Source organism: Nostoc sp. GT001 (assembly GCF_030382115.1).
Classification (GTDB): domain Bacteria; phylum Cyanobacteriota; class Cyanobacteriia; order Cyanobacteriales; family Nostocaceae; genus Nostoc.
The window spans coordinates 3,695,453-3,711,406 of sequence record NZ_JAUDRJ010000003.1; the positions used below are offsets into that span (position 1 = coordinate 3,695,453).

A 15,954-nucleotide genomic window follows, 5' to 3' on the forward strand; every position below is an offset into this window, starting at 1 on the left:
GCCACCTTAATCCCTACTTAAAAAAATGAATTCCATTGGTAAGCGACTGGAACAATACACCGCTAAACGCACCAAAGAAGTCCTAATTGTAACGGTGGAAATTGCTGATGAGCAAGATACAATTGCTGTTTTCAAAGGCTTTTCTAGTTCTTTGATGCGTCCAACGGCATTTGATGCAGATGTACCAGTTTTACCAGATGGTGCAAACATCCTCAATATTGACCGAGTAGCCAGTCCTTACAATCCTGAAGCACCCCGTTATATTCAACAAGGAATTTCTTGGGAAGCTATGGAAGCTCTATTATTAGAAGTGGGAGTCTAAGTAATTCGTAATTTTGCGGAAAGGCTGACTTTGAGATTGTTGATGAGGCGATGTCTACGACGGGCTGTTCAGTGACGCACTGGGAGCTCAACTCATTACTAGGTCAGAGTTTGAGCGAATAAGAGCTTTATTAACTTAAATGCCTAAAACCCTTACTAGACAAGTACTTTACTTGAGTTTACAAATTAGCTCTTAGGGTAGTGATATGGAAAGTTTCCGTATAATCGATAGTTAGCCCGTAAAACCCATGATAAGCATCGAAACTCTCTTTCTTCGCACTTTGGCAGATATCGAACAGAGGTTATCTGTTCAAGACCCATACGAGATACTGCTTATCGCTGGTCTTATCAGGAAACTATTCCTCGACGACCATCCGCTCGTAGATCGGGTCAACGCTACCCACAAGCTTAAGCTGAACTTCGAGATCACGGCTTTGATGGTCTTGCCTCCGAGCATTCCACCACCAATGCTTTGGAGCATTCAAGATGGCCTAGACCCCAATACATCACCCCCTTTCACAAAACGCCAAACGGTTAGCCGTGATAAGTTCTTCAAAACCGTTGTAACGATAGTTAACCAACATGAGTACTCAATCAGGGAGGTCGTACTATTCGAGGCAAACGTTGTAGGCGCAGTTCACGCAGGCTCACCGAAGAAGGAAAAGGAGCATGTATTGCACGAGGTAGATTGTCATATTGCTGTCGGTGGCTACGCATCCTCTCTAAGGCAGCTGCTCGCAATCGCTCGCGTCATACTCAAGACCTTGGAGCCGTTAAGAGATGCAATTCAGAAGAGCTAATAAGGCGCTGCAATGGGCGTGCGCAATATCTCGGTGGTGAAAGGTTATCTGCCGCCGTTAAACTTTAGCAATTTTGTCATTCTACTATTATCTCCTGGTGGCATTGATTAAACAAATATCTTGACTAATTTATGAATTACCACGACATTATTACGATTGAACCTGGAAAACGCAGTGGTAAACCCTGTATCCGGGGAATGCGAATCACTGTTTATGATATTTTGGAGTATCTTGCTAGTGGAATGACTGAAGCAGAAATCTTAGAGGATTTTTCTGAATTAACTTCCGAAGACATTAAAGCCTGTTTAGCTTTTGCTGCTGATCGTGAGAATAAGTTATTTGTGGTATCCTTGTGAAACTGCTTCTAGACGAAAATTTGTCTGATCGGATTATTTCACAGATTGTAGATTTGTATCCTGATTCAGTACACGTTAAAACTTTAGGATTAATCAACACCGATGATGTGATTATCTGGGATTACGCTAAAGTAAACGATTTTGTAATTGCTTCCAAAGATTCTGATTTTCATCAGCGCAGTCTTCTCTATGGTCATCCACCCAAATTTATCTATCTCCGTATTGGCAACAGCCCAACTTATAAAATTGTCCAAATCTTGCGTGATAACTTTGGTATAATCCGCCAGTTTGTAAGTAGCGAAGTGGAAAGTATTTTGGTATTAGCGTAGGTTTAAAATACCGCATAAAACAGTTTTGAAAAATTATTTTGATTTTTAAATTTAAAAAATGTCCCGTTCTGGATACACACTTCCCGTTTTTGCGTGCGCTGCTGCTGTTGCAGCTTTACACTGGTTACACGATCGCAAACCTCTAACTTTAGCATCAGTAGATTTAATTGAACCCGCTCAAATCGCCGAAATCCCCATTGAACAGGTAGCCGGACTATCTGAGAATACAGCTTTAGCAATTACCCGCAGCGATCCTGGTGATAATCTCGATTTGACTAAAGATACACCGATTTGGGCATTGGTGGAATGGCGCGAACAGGGTGATGATGCAGTAATTATTAAAGGTGGAGAAGGGATTGGTAGGCAATTAAATGCTGATGACAAGCCGGCTATTTATGCTTACGCTCAAAGGCTGTTGCAAGAGAATTTGCAACGGATATTAGCACCTGATGGAAAAAATCACGGTGACGATTATTCTACCTGAAGGGCGATCGCTTGCTGTTAGGACTTCCAATTCTGCCTTTGGTGTAGTTGAAGGACTTTCCCTTTTAGGCACAACCGGCATTTCTCAACCTTTGAGTACACCAGATCAGCTTGCCGTTTTTCGGGCGGAATTACAAAATAAAGCCAGTCGTTTTGAGAGTTTAGTATTTTGTATCGGTGAAAATGGCCTAGATTTGGCGCGTAAACTAGGGATTAATCCCGATCAATTGGTCAAAACTGCTAACTGGCTCGGCCCAATGTTAGTAGAAGGTGATGTGCTGGGTGTAAAAGAAATCTTATTATTTGGCTATCACGGGAAGCTGATGAAACTGGCTGGGGGGATTTTTCACACCCATCACTACTTAGCTGATGGACGGCGAGAAATTTTAGCAGCCCACTGTGCGATCGCAGGTTTAAAATCACCAGATATCCAAGCTGTGTTTAACAGTGCAACTGCTGAAGCAGCACTAACACACCTAAAATCCCTAGATGCTGCAACTGGTAGTGATTGGGTGAATAAAGTTTACAGTGCGATCGCTGAAACTATCGATGTTCGTTCTCAAGAATACATCCAAAGCCATAGCGAAGGTGGCACAAAAGTAACAGTCTGTGGCTCTATTCTCTTCGATCGCGATCGCAAAATTATCGTGAAGAGTAAAACTGCTGGTCTGTTGATGGGAAAATTATGTTAATTTATTATGAATAATCGTAAACAATCCAAAAAAATAATCCTTTAAGTAACCACTCTAGGGTAGATTTATCGTTTTAATACCATCTCCAACTCCGGGGTTTGACAAATGCACCTAAACTAGCGTTTGTCAAGGCTTTCTATACCATTATCAGCCTATCCAGGCTGGATAATAGCATCACCATAGACCACAAAGCATCTATTTATCCTTAACAGATATAACACTTCCGTCATGAATACAGCGGTGACTCTACCAACAGAACAAGCGCCCCAAACATTGGAAAATTTTGGGAGACTTGATCGCCAATTAATTGTAATTCTGGATTTTGGCTCTCAATATTCTGAGCTGATTGCCCGTCGCATCCGCGAAACTCAAGTATACTCCGAAGTTTTATCCTATCGCACTACTTCTGAACATTTGCGCCAACTCAATCCCAAGGGAATCATCCTCTCAGGTGGCCCAAGTTCAGTTTATAGTGATAACGCTCCCCATTGTGACCCAGAAATCTGGAATTTGGGAATACCCATTTTGGGTGTTTGCTATGGGATGCAGTTGATGGTAAACCAACTTGGTGGGGAAGTGGCAAAGGCCGATCGAGGTGAATACGGCAAAGCCTCATTATATATTGACGATCCCACAGATTTGCTTACTAATGTTGAAGATGGCACTACCATGTGGATGAGTCATGGAGACTCAGTAACTCAAATGCCATCGGGGTTTGAATTGCTAGCACATACAGAAAATACTCCCTGTGCTGCTATTGCTGACCACGAAAAGAAACTTTACGGCGTTCAGTTCCATCCAGAGGTGGTGCATTCTGTTGGTGGTATAGCATTAATCCGTAATTTTGTCTACCATATCTGCGATTGCGAACCCACTTGGACAACAGCGGCTTTTGTTGAAGAAGCAATTCGAGAAATTCGCGCCAGAGTTGGTGAAAAGCGGGTGCTGTTGGCGCTGTCTGGGGGAGTGGATTCTTCTACCCTGGCTTTCTTACTGTATAAAGCAATTGGCGAGCAACTGACTTGCGTGTTTATCGATCAAGGCTTTATGCGAAAATATGAGCCAGAGCGATTGGTAAAGCTGTTTCAAGAGCAGTTTCACATTCCTGTTGAATATGTTAACGCCCGCGATCGCTTTTTGGCTAAAGTTGCTGGAATCACCGATCCTGAAGAAAAACGCCGCCGCATCGGACACGAATTTATCAGTGTATTTGAGGAAACATCCAAGCGCCTCGGTCACTTTGACTATCTAGCTCAAGGAACTCTTTATCCAGATGTGATCGAATCTGCTGACACCAATGTAGATCCCCAAAGTGGTGAGCGGGTAGCGGTGAAAATTAAGAGTCATCACAATGTTGGCGGTTTGCCCAAAGACTTAAGATTTAAATTGGTTGAACCACTGCGGAAACTATTTAAAGATGAAGTCCGCAAACTTGGACGTTCCATTGGTTTACCAGAAGAAATAGTTCAACGGCAACCTTTTCCTGGGCCTGGTTTAGCAATTCGCATTCTGGGGGAAGTTACATCTGAGCGGTTAAATATTTTGCGCGATGCTGATTTGATTGTGCGGCAAGAAATTAACCAACGCGGTATGTATCATGATTTCTGGCAAGCATTTGCTGTATTGCTGCCAATTCGTAGTGTTGGCGTTATGGGAGATCAACGTACTTACGCTTACCCCATTGTTTTGCGGATTGTTACCAGTGAAGATGGCATGACCGCTGATTGGGCGAGAGTGCCTTATGATGTCCTGGAAGTGATTTCGACTCGAATTGTGAATGAGGTAAAAGGGGTGAATCGGGTAGTTTATGACATCACCTCTAAGCCACCTGGAACCATTGAATGGGAGTAATCAAGTTTTGAGTTGACTTAACTAAAAGCTCATTACTTTTTGCTATGCTTCAGATTAATTCCAGAAGTTTAGATTCGCATACAGCAGTTTGCAAGTTAATAGTCAAGTATATTACTTCTGACTCCTAATTCCTGACTGGATCTGGAGCTTCTTCGGCTCCGTTTCAATAAACTTGAGTTAAGGGTTATTGGTGTAGATAATTGGTCTTTTAAAACGCGATAAATCGCTCTCTACATCTGGGTTTTGTGCTTACCTGAACTGTATTGATTGAAAAATGACAATGCCGACCTGACTCGTTTTAAGACTCGGCATTGTCTATTTTTTTGACTTTTTTCAAGCTCTATCAAAGTCCAAACCTGTTAGTAATAAAGCAGTCAGTAGCTAGTAAAATTATTTTTTAACTTTAACGAATAGTTGAAGTTAATTTTTTAATGTAAAGGAATTTCAACACTAACATAATTTTATCCAGTCGATAATTATAAATGCCAGTGAATAATTAAGCATCAATTGGATGGTGACAAGACAAATTGAGTTATTTTCTAGGAAAATCGGCGCGATCGCAGTAAAATTACCAATGGTATGGTGATAAAGATAAAAAATAAGCAGCTCATTGGAAATGCATTTCATTCGTTCAACATTAATGGAGATGTTATGGAACCTGCTCTTCCCCTTGCTGGCTTAAACATCCTCGTAGTTGATGATGATGATGATAGCCGCTTTTACATTACTACTGTGTTGGAAGCTGATGGAGCCACCATTATGGCAGTTGCATCGGCAGCGGTAGCATTGAAAGTATTACCTGAGTTGCAACCAGATGTCATGATTTGTGATATTGCTATGCCTGATGAAGATGGCTACACCCTGATCCGCAAGATCCGGGCACTGAAGCCCGATCTTTATGGAAAACTTCCCGCGATCGCTTTAACTGCTTATGGTGATAGCGAGTATCGTAGCCGTGCTTTGGAAGCGGGTTTTCAGACTCATGTACCTAAACCAGTCGATCCCGGAGAACTAGTTGCGATCGTCGCAGAATTGGTTGCTTCTTATAAGAGTTAATACAAAGATGCAGTTATTTGTCAGTCGTTATTTGTTATGTTCTTTATCATATTTTCTAAACGAATAAATTAAGGTTATAAAACATCACTTTTAGTAAGGTATTGGCTTGGAAAAAAATGTTGGTAATAACACAATATACTTAGGTTCAGGCTTGATCCCCCCTAACTCTCCTTTTTAATGAGGGAATTAAAGCAAGCCTTTTTAAGGGGAACCAGCATAGTATAGGGCGTGATTTAGAATTACTGAGACTAATTTGCTCCAGCTTCAAAGCTAATTTGCTCAGATTTATACGCTGGTGGCTCGACGTGAATTAAAATTCTCACTGGACGAAATCGTTCTTCTAATCGGCTTTCTACTTCTTCAGTGATGTGATGGGCGGTTTCTACGTCTGATGCATCCACTATTAAATGCATTTCAATAAATACTTGACGACCAAGAACACCACGAGAAGCGATCGCATGACAGTTAATTACACCTGGAACAGAAGTAGCGATGGCGTGTATTGCTTCTGGTGCGATCGCCATTCGATCTACAAGCCAAGGCAAATTCTCTTTTAAAACTGACCAGCCACTCCAAAATACCAATAAGGCGACAGGAAAAGCTAACACCAAATCCATCCATTGATAACCTAGCCAAACTCCTATCAAGCCACCAATTACAGAGATTGTCACCCAAATATCGCTCATGGTATGTGTCGCATCAGCGATGAGAATTGAGCTACCTACCCGCCTACCCACAGCACGTTCATAAAACGCCACAAAAATATTCACACCCAGCACAATTAGTAATAACCACAATTCCGGTGGCGATATTTTTATCGGTTCACCACCACCTTTGAGAATTCGTTCGATTGCTCCTTGCAGAATTTCAAAACAGGCTATTCCTAAAAACGAGGCAATTCCTAGAGCGCCTATTGCTTCAAACTTGCTGTGTCCGTAGGGATGCTCGCGATCGGGTTGTGGAGAAGAAAATTTACTTGCAATTAATCCTAAAACGTTGTTGGCGCTATCTGTCACACTATGCAAGGCATCAGCTAATAAACTCAACGAACCTGTCCAGTAGCCCACAAGTGCTTTCAATCCCATTACAAACAGGTTCAGTAATAGGGTAATAATTAAAACCTTTCTTACTTCGGCGCGGTTATCGTAAGTCATAGATAATTTATCACATCAAGTTCTATGACTTCTAATGTAGACCTCAAAATAGAAATAAACACAAATGAAGTGTATCAAAGTCTTACACAGTAAGAACTAAGTATCTCTATAGTCTCTATGTTTTAGATCAATTTGTTGAGATTATTTTTAACTAACAACAGCTACAAGTTGGATAGGCATTAGTAATGGCTTTATAAATAACCGCGTATATTTAGCATTAATTTCAGGAATATTTTAATTAACTTTGTTATTAATACATCAACTGAGGTCATATCGAATTGTATTCAAAGATATTATGACGACCATCAGTGGTCTGTATTTACTCTAAATAACCGATGGCTTAATAAGTGTTATTTACTGCCTGATAACCTCGTGGCATTACAGTAAATAATATCCAACCCGGCCCGGTGGATATCGACATGAACCCAGCCGAGGGTTCCTTTGCCGATACCATGAGAAGTATGATTGCCATCCAGCGCTATGGTTGGAGTGAAGAAGTCGCCGATATGGTTTCCTATCTCGCCAGCGCGGAAGCCGGTTTTGTCACTGGTGCGAGTCTGAAAATTGATGGCGGCTTCGCAGCCTCATTCGGCGGTAACAGAACGACCCGATGATACTGTGATTGCAAATTGATGACAACTTGCTACGTAGTAAGCACTGAAGTGCTTACTACAAACTTATTTACCCAGGACAAGATACTTATCTTGACAGAGTAACGAATTACGCCAAGCTGTACTAATGGTCTTTGAAGAAGACACCGGGAACTATCAGAGTGGGATTCAGACCCCTTCTTCCGGTAATATAAGTACTTATCAAGAAGTTTTAATAAAAAAAATATGTCTTCAATTCCTCTAACATTGAACTTAATTGAAGGTTCAGTCTCCTTCAGTTTTTCACCCCAAGCAGCACGAGAATTAAAGGCAGCAACGGATCAACTGATGGAACGCCTAAAAGCGATCGCTGCTAAACCCACTCCTGGCGGTGGTAGAGTCACTCCCCAGCCTCCCCTGGAATATCGTTATACGGGTGAAGTATTTTTAGAAGTTTTTTGTAATCCTAATATCTGGCCAACGCCCTTCGCAGCCAAAGTTTTGCTGACTGTCCGCAATGTCAACATTCGCTTGACTACTGAAGCTGAACTTACTCGCATCATTGAAGACATTAATCAATATTTAGAGCAAGTAGGATAGTAGTTCATCCGATTTTTCTGGGCTTTGCAAGATTTTTTTAGAAAAAATACTATAAAAATTTTGGATTTTGCGAAAGTTGAGCCAGTTGCTTGCGGAGGTTCTCTGTATTGTCGTAACTGGTGACGGTTATGCCTGTACTTAGCAAACTTTTCAAGGCTGATTTTGGCTTTTAACAGCAAGCAGACAATGGCTTCCCTGAAGTAAGGGATGCAATAAATTGCGGGTCAAATGTGAAGTTCCTACACTTCTATCGGATCGATGTAGGAACTTCGCAGAATTTACATACTAAACTCAAGCCGTGACACCATATGTACAGAACAAATGGTTTTGATGCCTTCTTTAACTAGAAAAGTTGTATAAGTTCAGACTCAAATGCTTCTGTATTAATCAAAAACGCAAGATTCTGTATAGGGCTATGCTCATTCAAAACTAGAGATTATCCCCCAGATTGAGCGTTGAATCTTTGATGGTGACATCCACACATCAAAAACAAACTCCCAATCCCAAACTCCAAATCAAACATTGATTAGTCGTTGTCCCACTGTTCGCGACCAATTAGGTCGCCAATGCGATCGCGCAACAAAAAGTCACATTTCTCTAATTCACATTCAACGCAAACCCACTCTCTAGCTGGAATGTATTGGCAGAGGCTATATATTGGCTGTTGTCGGCTAACCATTCCCTTTTGCACCAGTCGGCGTGCTTCGTCTTGAATCACATCTAGAGAGTAGTAATTGATAGAAGGCACCGTATTCACACTCATGTTTTTTACTCACAAATTAACACTTACGATAGTGTTCCCGTTAAAAATTAGGAACAAACATTACAGAAATTAGACTTGTGGCTAGGATTTTGTAGTTTGCTATACGGAACTATTTTTATTTTGACGCTACATCTCCTGAAATTATCTCAAGAAATGTTAAGAAAGTCAACGAATCCTGACATTTTTCAATAATCCGCTTTACAAAAAAAATTCCAAGTAGTTAACTTAACCTGCTTATGTAGCTGTATGACTTTGATGCCACAAGTCTGAAAGTCTTGCCGTTACTGTATTTAGGCAAAATTTAGTTGGTGGGAGGAGTTTATATCGAGATCGCTTACATATCAAATAATCACCTTAAAACCTGGATCTATAACTGCGAGTATTCATCTAAGGTAAACAACACAATAATGTTTGTCAGTCACTAGGGTATAAACTGTTGCAAAACATAACGGACAAAGTATACTACGAAGGCTCTAACCATAGCATCTGTTAACAATTTCTTAAGTAAGCCTGTAATTTCTTAGTTAATTTCAGCACTAATATCATCCAGTTTTGTTTTAAAAAACATCTGTAAAAGGGTCGGGTAATTCTCTAATTCGTAATCAGGACACACATAAACAGGAGTCAGAATTTCAGAATTAGTGAATATTCCACCCATAAAGGAATGGATTTCTAGCAAGGAAGAATGTTTAAACCTTGTTTCGCCTACAAAAAGAGAAGTATCTTGCTGAATTGGGTTATGTTCACATTAAAACAGACGCGATCTAGTCACGTCTGTAAACTGTTTGGCGGATTTGCTGAGATTAATTGTTCTGAAGTTACATTGTTGTTTTAGTTACTTATTCGGAGAATTCTTCATCATTTTGAACAGTGCTGTCTTCTACTGCTACCAGATTTTCTGGCGGGCGATCGTGGTTAAGTTGGTTTAGTAGTGCTAATACTTTATTGCCGCGTTCTATAGAGCGATCTTCGAGAAATATCACCTCTGGTGTACGACGTAGCCGTACCCGCGCCCCAAGTTCGCTGCGGACGTAACCTGTGGCCGACTTTAAGCCTGCCATTGTTTCTACCTTAGCTTCATCTGTTCCATAGATGCTGACGTAGATTTTGGCGTGTTGGAGATCGCCGGAAACATCAACATCAGTCACACTGACCATTCCAGTACCCACACGGTCATCCTTAATGCCGTTGAGTAGCATTTGGCTAACTTCCCGTTTGATCAGTTCAGCAACGCGGGAAACCCGACGATTTGTAGCCATAAAAATTTCGCCTCATCACAGAGGTTGTACGACAAAAATAGATGCAAATTGCGTAGACAGTACTTAGCGAGAGCAAGGCTAAAAGCAACCGTCTATAAGGCATAGCCTCGATATAACGCTAGTCTAAATTGTACTTAAGCCCAGCATTGCCCGTAGGGTGAAAGTAAGAAAGACTAGGCTGCTCACAAATAACCCCAAGATAGCGATCAAGGTGATAGGGCGTTTCAACAATGGCATTAATGGCGCAAAGGTGTTCAGAAACAAGCCTAAGACGATCGTAATTAAGTATCGGGGGTATCGAAAGACGTTATCCCAAAATCCGTCAAACATCTGAATGTAAACTGCCTTGTTATATACTTACGTTTGTTTTGATATGCTTTATCTACTCAATTGTAATATATGCGGCTGGAAAATTAGCCAGTTAATCTAAAATTTGGCTTGTCGGTTATATTGGCTTTATTTAGTCATAATTATTTTCAGTTAAATTGTAAGTAAATGGTAATTCAAGTCTCGAAGGAAACTAGCCCGCGTCCATTTTTGAAGTGGGCAGGGGGCAAAAGTCGGTTGATACAGCAATATATTCCTTATTTTCCCAAGAGTTATAAAAATTACTATGAGCCATTTTTAGGTGGTGGTGCTGTTGTTTTCTATCTCTTAAGTTTGGTTATGTATTTTGATTCTTTATTCCTCTGATAACATATTTACAATCCATCCTATCCATCCACGAACTGTGCTTGATCGCCTTTGAATAGTTGTAATATTTATATTTAAATTACAAGACTGCATAATTTGACGGATTACACTAATATCTGGAATAAAACCATTTGAAACAGTAAATTCAAAAGTTTTATAAAAAACCTGATGCTGCAAAATTTTTTCAATTAAAGAAAGTATTTTTATTTTGTATCTTTTTTTTAGTAAATGGCTTCCTTGTTCGCTTAAACGAAATGTTATTTCTTTAGTATTCTGGTCTACATACTTATCCATTAAGCCAAGATATCTAGCAGCATCAGTATAATAACTAGTTTGTCTTTCATCAAATTGAGAATTTGCTGTAATTCCCTCTTTTGTTAATTCTTTATCTAGTAAAAGTGTAAGTAAATCTATGATTCTTTCAAATTTATTGGCTTGTGGAAATGGAATATTTGGCTCAGTAACTATAATAATAGATTTAAAAATCTCAGATACATCTTCATGTGTTATTGTTTCAGGAGCTATCACATAGTTTCTTTGTTCTACCAATCTTATTGAATTGTAATTTAATATTTCATCGAATTTATAGATAAAAAAGCTAAATATATTGCTTGAGTTAGAATAAGTCATTAAAATAGGAATTACTTTCTTGTTTGAAATCTTACTAGACCAAAGCCTATATGGATAATATAATTGTCTAACTAAAAAATCATCTACATCGTATAATTTAGCTTCTAATAATAGAAAGTACTGCTCACTTTCAAAACCTGCATCTATTTCACATTGAGCATTATTAACTGCAATATTATGTTGGGTATAATCTAATATTTGATTTACATTAAAATTAAATGTACCCGTAGACATTCTTCCATAAACTGTGTGATATGTCTCTTCACCGTCAATCAAATTATTTATCATACCTGTATTAAAAGCACAACTTAATGCTGAACTTTCTGAATATAAATTTGTATAGTCTATACTTTCTATTCCTTTCGGAAACTCTACAGTAATTGCTTCTAAGGTTTCATCATATATAACATTTAAATAAGAATCAAATTTGCCAATAATATATTTATTCCTAGAGATAGATAATATAGAAAGTTTGTTAGTTTTAAAGATTTCAGGTAAGTTAGCATGATGGTCAAACTTTGCCATTAATCTACTTTCTCGGAATTCATTAATACTTACAGATCCTATTTCAAAAAAGCCTATCTTAGATATATTTTCTAGAATATGATATTTTTTAAATAACTTTTCCCAGGCAATATCATTTTTAGATTTTTGTCTTTTATTCGATAATCTAATCATAGTTTTTTACTAAAATTTCGTCTACTTTACCTCTTTTTTTTGCATTTGAGTTGATAGCTCTAATTGCTGATATTTTTATGTGTGTATAATCTTTATACAAGTCTCTAATAAAGTTTGTATAAGCATTACTTAATAGAACTTTACAACCTCTCCTGTCTAAATTATCAAATGTCTCTTTTAACCTGATTTGTTCATCTTTATTAAATCCATTTACATCATAGCCAGTAAAAGAAGCAGTGTCCGAAACTGGATCGTAAGGAGGATCAAGATACACAAAGTCTGATCTTTTGGCATCTTTAAGAACGTCTTGAAAATCTAAATTTAATATTTTAATTTGGTTATCATTAAAGTATTTACTTACAGCTTTTAAAACAGCTAAATCTAAAATATTTGGATTTTTATATTTACCAAAAGGTACATTAAATTGTCCTTGAGAATTGACTCTAAATAAGCCATTGTAACAAGTCTTGTTCAGAAAAATAATTCTTGATGCTCGTTCTACTGGTGTTCTATCTCGAAAGCTCTCTTCTCTGTCCCAATCTCTAATAGCATAATAGTACTCTTCATTATTTTTATGAAGTTTTAAATTATCAATTAATTCATCAACTGAGTCCTTAACAACTTTGTAACAATTGATTAATTCAGGATTACTATCATTAATTACAGCCTTTTTAGGTTGCAAAGTAAATAAGAGCGCTCCTCCGCCAAGAAAAGGTTCATAGTAGGTTTGGTAATTATAATTTTTAGGAAGATTATTTTCTATTAATGGAACAATTTGCCTTTTTCCTCCTGCCCACTTCAGAAACGGTTTTACTAGTTTATTTACTGAGACCATATTTTAACCTAAAAGTCAGTACGTAGATTTATAGTACTAGAGTACTATAAAATGATATTCTTGAAGAAGTTTTTAAATATAACTCAATACGGTTGAGTTAGAGGTGTAATAGATCACGCGCTAGGGGCACAGCATTGCTGTGCCCCTACAAAGTATGTGATTCAATTAAATAAAAACTACTATAATTTTCTAGCCATACTGTTGAGAAATTCTGGCTTTTACATCTTCCCAACTACTACCAATGGCTGGGTTTTGCAGATATTCGGCTTTGCAACGGGCTAGCTCTTATTTCTGCCAATCTAAAACTGGAAGTGCTGCTGGTGTAGCGGCAATTTCATCCCATAAATCTTCTACCAGTTGAAGTTTTTCCGCTCTCGAAAGACTAGAGAGTTCGGGGAATACTGGGTTCATGATCTTCTCTGAATTTTATTCACCTTCATTATTACAGCCCAAAACCGCCATATCTATAACAACATTTATAATAGCTAAAATTGAGCTTGGATAAATTTTAGTTATTTCGCCTTGGCTTCAACCTGTTTGTGCTTCAGTATGACCGTTGCGGATAGACCATGCTATTTCTAAAAGTTGAGTCCAGCGCTTTTGTAGCTGTTTTGGGGTGCATTTGATGGTCTTGGCGATCGCCAGATCATTCTCCCGTGCAGTTTTTAACTGTAATATTTGCTGTTGCTGTTCTGTGAGTTGATTTACAAAGATTTCCCACTGCTGAGAAGATAAACCCAATTTTTGCTCTAAACCCGCGCCTAACCATTGATGTACTAATTGCCAGTGGTGTTGTTTGGCAAACTTTTCTACGTGGTATTTAAAGCGTTGTTGGAGATAATCGCGCTGACGGCTGGTTAAACCGAGAATTTGGTCAATTTCTGGGGCTGAGAGGTCTTGAAGTTTCAAGCTGAGGTAGTTCATACAATCAGATTGACCTTGAGATTCCAGGTATTTCATCAATTCAGCGATGACGCGATCGCGTTCTGATTCTTCAGATGGATCGAAATTAGTTTGGGCAATCATTTGCGATCGCAGCTGCTGCACCGCCGAGTTACGCTGGTAAGATTCTGCTTCTTCACCCTTAGCAGACTCTACCGCCATTTCAATATCCACGGTCGTTTCTTGGGGCTGACGACGAGCAAAACCTTGGGCGCGCAAGATAATCAATTGCTGATTTGCACCACCAGGTAAATTGATCCGGCGTTTGGCATACTGCTCTGTAAAAGCCATGTATTCAGCTAATTGCAGCTGAGTACGCGGTGTGTGATTCTCTGGTAGTTCGTTTTCTCTACGGAAAGCTTTGATCGCTTCGATATAAAATGCTTGTAAAAAATCTTCAATCAGGCTGTAACGAGCATCAAAGCCCAACTCAGAGCCGGACATAGTTACATGACGGTAAACCATAGCACCCAAATTGCTATGTAATTCCACTCGCCCTTGTTTGGAACCTAGTTGGTAGTAACGTAAGCATTTTTGCATCCGATGCCTTCCCAACGTCATCTGCCAGGACTTGATTTCCCCAGATGTTTGAATGCGGGAGCTTTTATCGCAAATGCGTTCTACTTCTACGGCTATGCGTTTTGCTAAAGCTTCTACACACTTGGGTGTTGCTTTCACTTGCGCTTGCATTTCCTCAGACAGCAATTGAATCAAGCGATCGCTGCTGCTATTTGAAAATTCTTCAGTTGAAACGTGGTTATCAAAAATGGGTGTAGAGTTTGGTAGATTGACGACGTTAGCTTTCATGACTTTTCCAGTAGTATTGCACCGTAATTACAACGCAGACACAGCAATCAAAGCTGTCCAAGGCTTGTGAATCTTTAGGCATTCATCCATCAAGACTTGCCGTATATAATGCTCACATTTAAAGCTCATATATCAAAACTATAGGAAATACGAAAGAGTTACAGTTATGGCAATGTGTCGGTTTTCTTCACAAGCCACCATCTCAACGCTGGCACACGAGTACCCGCCATTTTCTTAAAGTTGTCAAATACCTTACTGTGCCAAGTTTTGCCACCATCCTCTTATATCCACTGTTTCACCGAACAGCCCATCCTAGACATCGCTTTTAAATATGACAATTTTAAAACTGGAGTTATTTTTATCACAATTTCCGAAACGGAGAGGTGCGCCTGTGAAGTGGAATTTTTATACCCATGCTGCTGCTGCTTCCCAACCTAAACCCCTCCGTATAATTGCTGCTTCGTCTCCAGTCATATCCAAGATGGTAGATACTTCATAAGTAGGTTCCTCGCCAGTGTCTACAATTATGTCTACCAACTTGTCCAAACGATCGAATAGCTCTACCCGCGACTGAACAATTTCTGGATCTATCCGAATCATGCCATTATCTGCTTCATCTGCTGGCAGATGTGCTGAAGTTGAAATAATCGGATTGCCCAATGCTGCCAGCAACTCCAAACACACAGTATGGTTTGGTACTCTAATTCCAGTAGTTTTCCGCTTGGGGCTTTGCACCAATCGCGGTACTAACTTCGTAGCTGGGAGCAAAAACGTGTATGGCCCTGGAATCAGGCGTTTCATAATCCGATAGGCTGTGTCACTTACGAAGGCATAAGTTGCCACATTTGAAAGCGAGGGACATAAAAATGTCAATGGTTTATCGTTTGCTAGCTGTTTAATTTGCCGCACTCGTTCTACCGCCGACTTGGCATTCAAATCACAACCGATGGCATAGACTGTATCAGTAGGGTAAAGCATGACTGCGCCACTAGAGAGCGCCGACTTTATTTCCTCTATTCGGCGAGTTTGAGGATTATCCGGATGAACTGGGAAAATTTTTGCCATAGGACGGGGATTGGAGATTGGGGAGGGAAAGGGGGAGCAGGGGAGCAGGG

17 protein-coding genes and 2 pseudogenes are annotated in these 15,954 nt (G+C 39.5%); 10 read left to right on the forward strand and 9 right to left on the reverse strand.

Annotation, left to right across the window (positions count from 1 at the left end):
- Positions 1-25: 25 nt before the first annotated feature.
- From QUD05_RS18770 to QUD05_RS18800, 7 genes and pseudogenes are all read left to right on the forward strand, one after another.
- Entirely contained in the window at positions 26-322 is a 297-nt protein-coding gene (locus tag QUD05_RS18770; RefSeq protein ID WP_289797400.1) for a DUF7734 family protein, read from the forward strand.
- A 247-nt stretch (positions 323-569) separates the two neighbouring features.
- Positions 570-1,121, forward strand: coding sequence for a hypothetical protein (locus tag QUD05_RS18775; RefSeq protein ID WP_289797401.1), 552 nt, complete (start codon positions 570-572; stop codon positions 1,119-1,121).
- A gap of 131 nt (positions 1,122-1,252) precedes the next feature.
- A complete protein-coding gene (locus QUD05_RS18780) occupies positions 1,253-1,477 on the forward strand; it encodes a DUF433 domain-containing protein (protein ID WP_289797402.1) in 225 nt (74 codons plus the stop codon).
- Positions 1,474-1,806, forward strand: a complete 333-nt coding sequence (locus tag QUD05_RS18785) for a DUF5615 family PIN-like protein (protein ID WP_289797403.1) — start codon at positions 1,474-1,476, stop codon at positions 1,804-1,806. Before QUD05_RS18780 ends, QUD05_RS18785 begins: the two co-directional genes overlap by 4 nt.
- Positions 1,807-1,864: 58 nt before the next feature.
- Positions 1,865-2,981: pseudogene (gene cbiD / locus QUD05_RS18790) on the forward strand (cobalt-precorrin-5B (C(1))-methyltransferase CbiD).
- 228 nt (positions 2,982-3,209) lie between these two features.
- The gene (gene guaA / locus QUD05_RS18795; RefSeq protein ID WP_289797404.1) at positions 3,210-4,832 is read left to right on the forward strand and encodes a glutamine-hydrolyzing GMP synthase; all 1,623 of its coding nucleotides are present in this window, start codon (positions 3,210-3,212) and stop codon (positions 4,830-4,832) included.
- Positions 4,833-5,483: 651 nt separating this feature from the next.
- A complete protein-coding gene (locus tag QUD05_RS18800) occupies positions 5,484-5,888 on the forward strand; it encodes a response regulator (RefSeq protein ID WP_289797405.1) in 405 nt (134 codons plus the stop codon).
- 248 nt (positions 5,889-6,136) lie between these two features.
- Here the strand turns inward: QUD05_RS18800 and cdf31 are convergent, their stop codons facing one another.
- Positions 6,137-7,042 (reverse strand): CDF family zinc efflux transporter Cdf31, encoded by a 906-nt coding sequence (cdf31, locus tag QUD05_RS18805; protein WP_289797406.1) that lies wholly within the window; start codon positions 7,040-7,042, stop codon positions 6,137-6,139.
- 377 nt (positions 7,043-7,419) lie between these two features.
- On the opposite strand from cdf31, the gene QUD05_RS18810 reads away from it, so the two are divergent.
- Complete coding sequence (locus QUD05_RS18810; protein WP_502911436.1) at positions 7,420-7,656, forward strand: SDR family oxidoreductase; 237 nt, start codon at positions 7,420-7,422, stop codon at positions 7,654-7,656.
- Positions 7,657-7,878: 222 nt separating this feature from the next.
- Positions 7,879-8,232 carry a hypothetical protein gene (locus QUD05_RS18815; RefSeq protein WP_289797408.1) on the forward strand — a complete coding sequence of 118 codons (354 nt, stop codon included), beginning with the start codon at positions 7,879-7,881 and terminating at the stop codon, positions 8,230-8,232.
- A 526-nt stretch (positions 8,233-8,758) separates the two neighbouring features.
- Here QUD05_RS18815 and QUD05_RS18820 read toward each other — a convergent pair.
- The 3 genes from QUD05_RS18820 to QUD05_RS18830 all read right to left on the reverse strand — a co-directional run bounded on the left by QUD05_RS18820 (position 8,759) and on the right by QUD05_RS18830 (position 10,584).
- Complete coding sequence (locus QUD05_RS18820) at positions 8,759-8,995, reverse strand: DUF4327 family protein (RefSeq protein WP_094347157.1); 237 nt, start codon at positions 8,993-8,995, stop codon at positions 8,759-8,761.
- Between the two features lie 839 nt (positions 8,996-9,834).
- Positions 9,835-10,254 (reverse strand): 30S ribosome-binding factor RbfA, encoded by a 420-nt coding sequence (gene rbfA, locus QUD05_RS18825; RefSeq protein WP_099099512.1) that lies wholly within the window; start codon positions 10,252-10,254, stop codon positions 9,835-9,837.
- Positions 10,255-10,377: 123 nt separating this feature from the next.
- The gene (locus QUD05_RS18830; protein WP_289797409.1) at positions 10,378-10,584 is read right to left on the reverse strand and encodes a DUF751 family protein; all 207 of its coding nucleotides are present in this window, start codon (positions 10,582-10,584) and stop codon (positions 10,378-10,380) included.
- 165 nt (positions 10,585-10,749) lie between these two features.
- Here QUD05_RS18830 and QUD05_RS18835 point away from each other — a divergent pair.
- A pseudogene (locus QUD05_RS18835) lies at positions 10,750-10,908 on the forward strand (DNA adenine methylase); the annotation flags it as partial.
- A 27-nt stretch (positions 10,909-10,935) separates the two neighbouring features.
- On the opposite strand, the gene QUD05_RS18840 reads toward QUD05_RS18835, so the two are convergent.
- From QUD05_RS18840 to QUD05_RS18860, 5 genes are all read right to left on the reverse strand, one after another.
- Complete coding sequence (locus QUD05_RS18840; protein WP_289797410.1) at positions 10,936-12,255, reverse strand: type II restriction enzyme; 1,320 nt, start codon at positions 12,253-12,255, stop codon at positions 10,936-10,938.
- Entirely contained in the window at positions 12,248-13,090 is an 843-nt protein-coding gene (locus tag QUD05_RS18845) for a DNA adenine methylase (protein ID WP_289797411.1), read from the reverse strand. Before QUD05_RS18845 ends, QUD05_RS18840 begins: the two co-directional genes overlap by 8 nt.
- Positions 13,091-13,375: 285 nt before the next feature.
- On the reverse strand, positions 13,376-13,501 hold the full coding sequence (locus tag QUD05_RS18850) for an addiction module protein (RefSeq protein WP_289797412.1): 126 nt from the start codon (positions 13,499-13,501) through the stop codon (positions 13,376-13,378).
- A 117-nt stretch (positions 13,502-13,618) separates the two neighbouring features.
- Positions 13,619-14,839, reverse strand: a complete 1,221-nt coding sequence (locus tag QUD05_RS18855) for a HetZ-related protein (protein WP_289797413.1) — start codon at positions 14,837-14,839, stop codon at positions 13,619-13,621.
- 405 nt (positions 14,840-15,244) lie between these two features.
- Positions 15,245-15,904 (reverse strand): L-threonylcarbamoyladenylate synthase, encoded by a 660-nt coding sequence (locus QUD05_RS18860; protein WP_289797414.1) that lies wholly within the window; start codon positions 15,902-15,904, stop codon positions 15,245-15,247.
- Between the last annotated feature and the right edge of the window lie 50 nt (positions 15,905-15,954).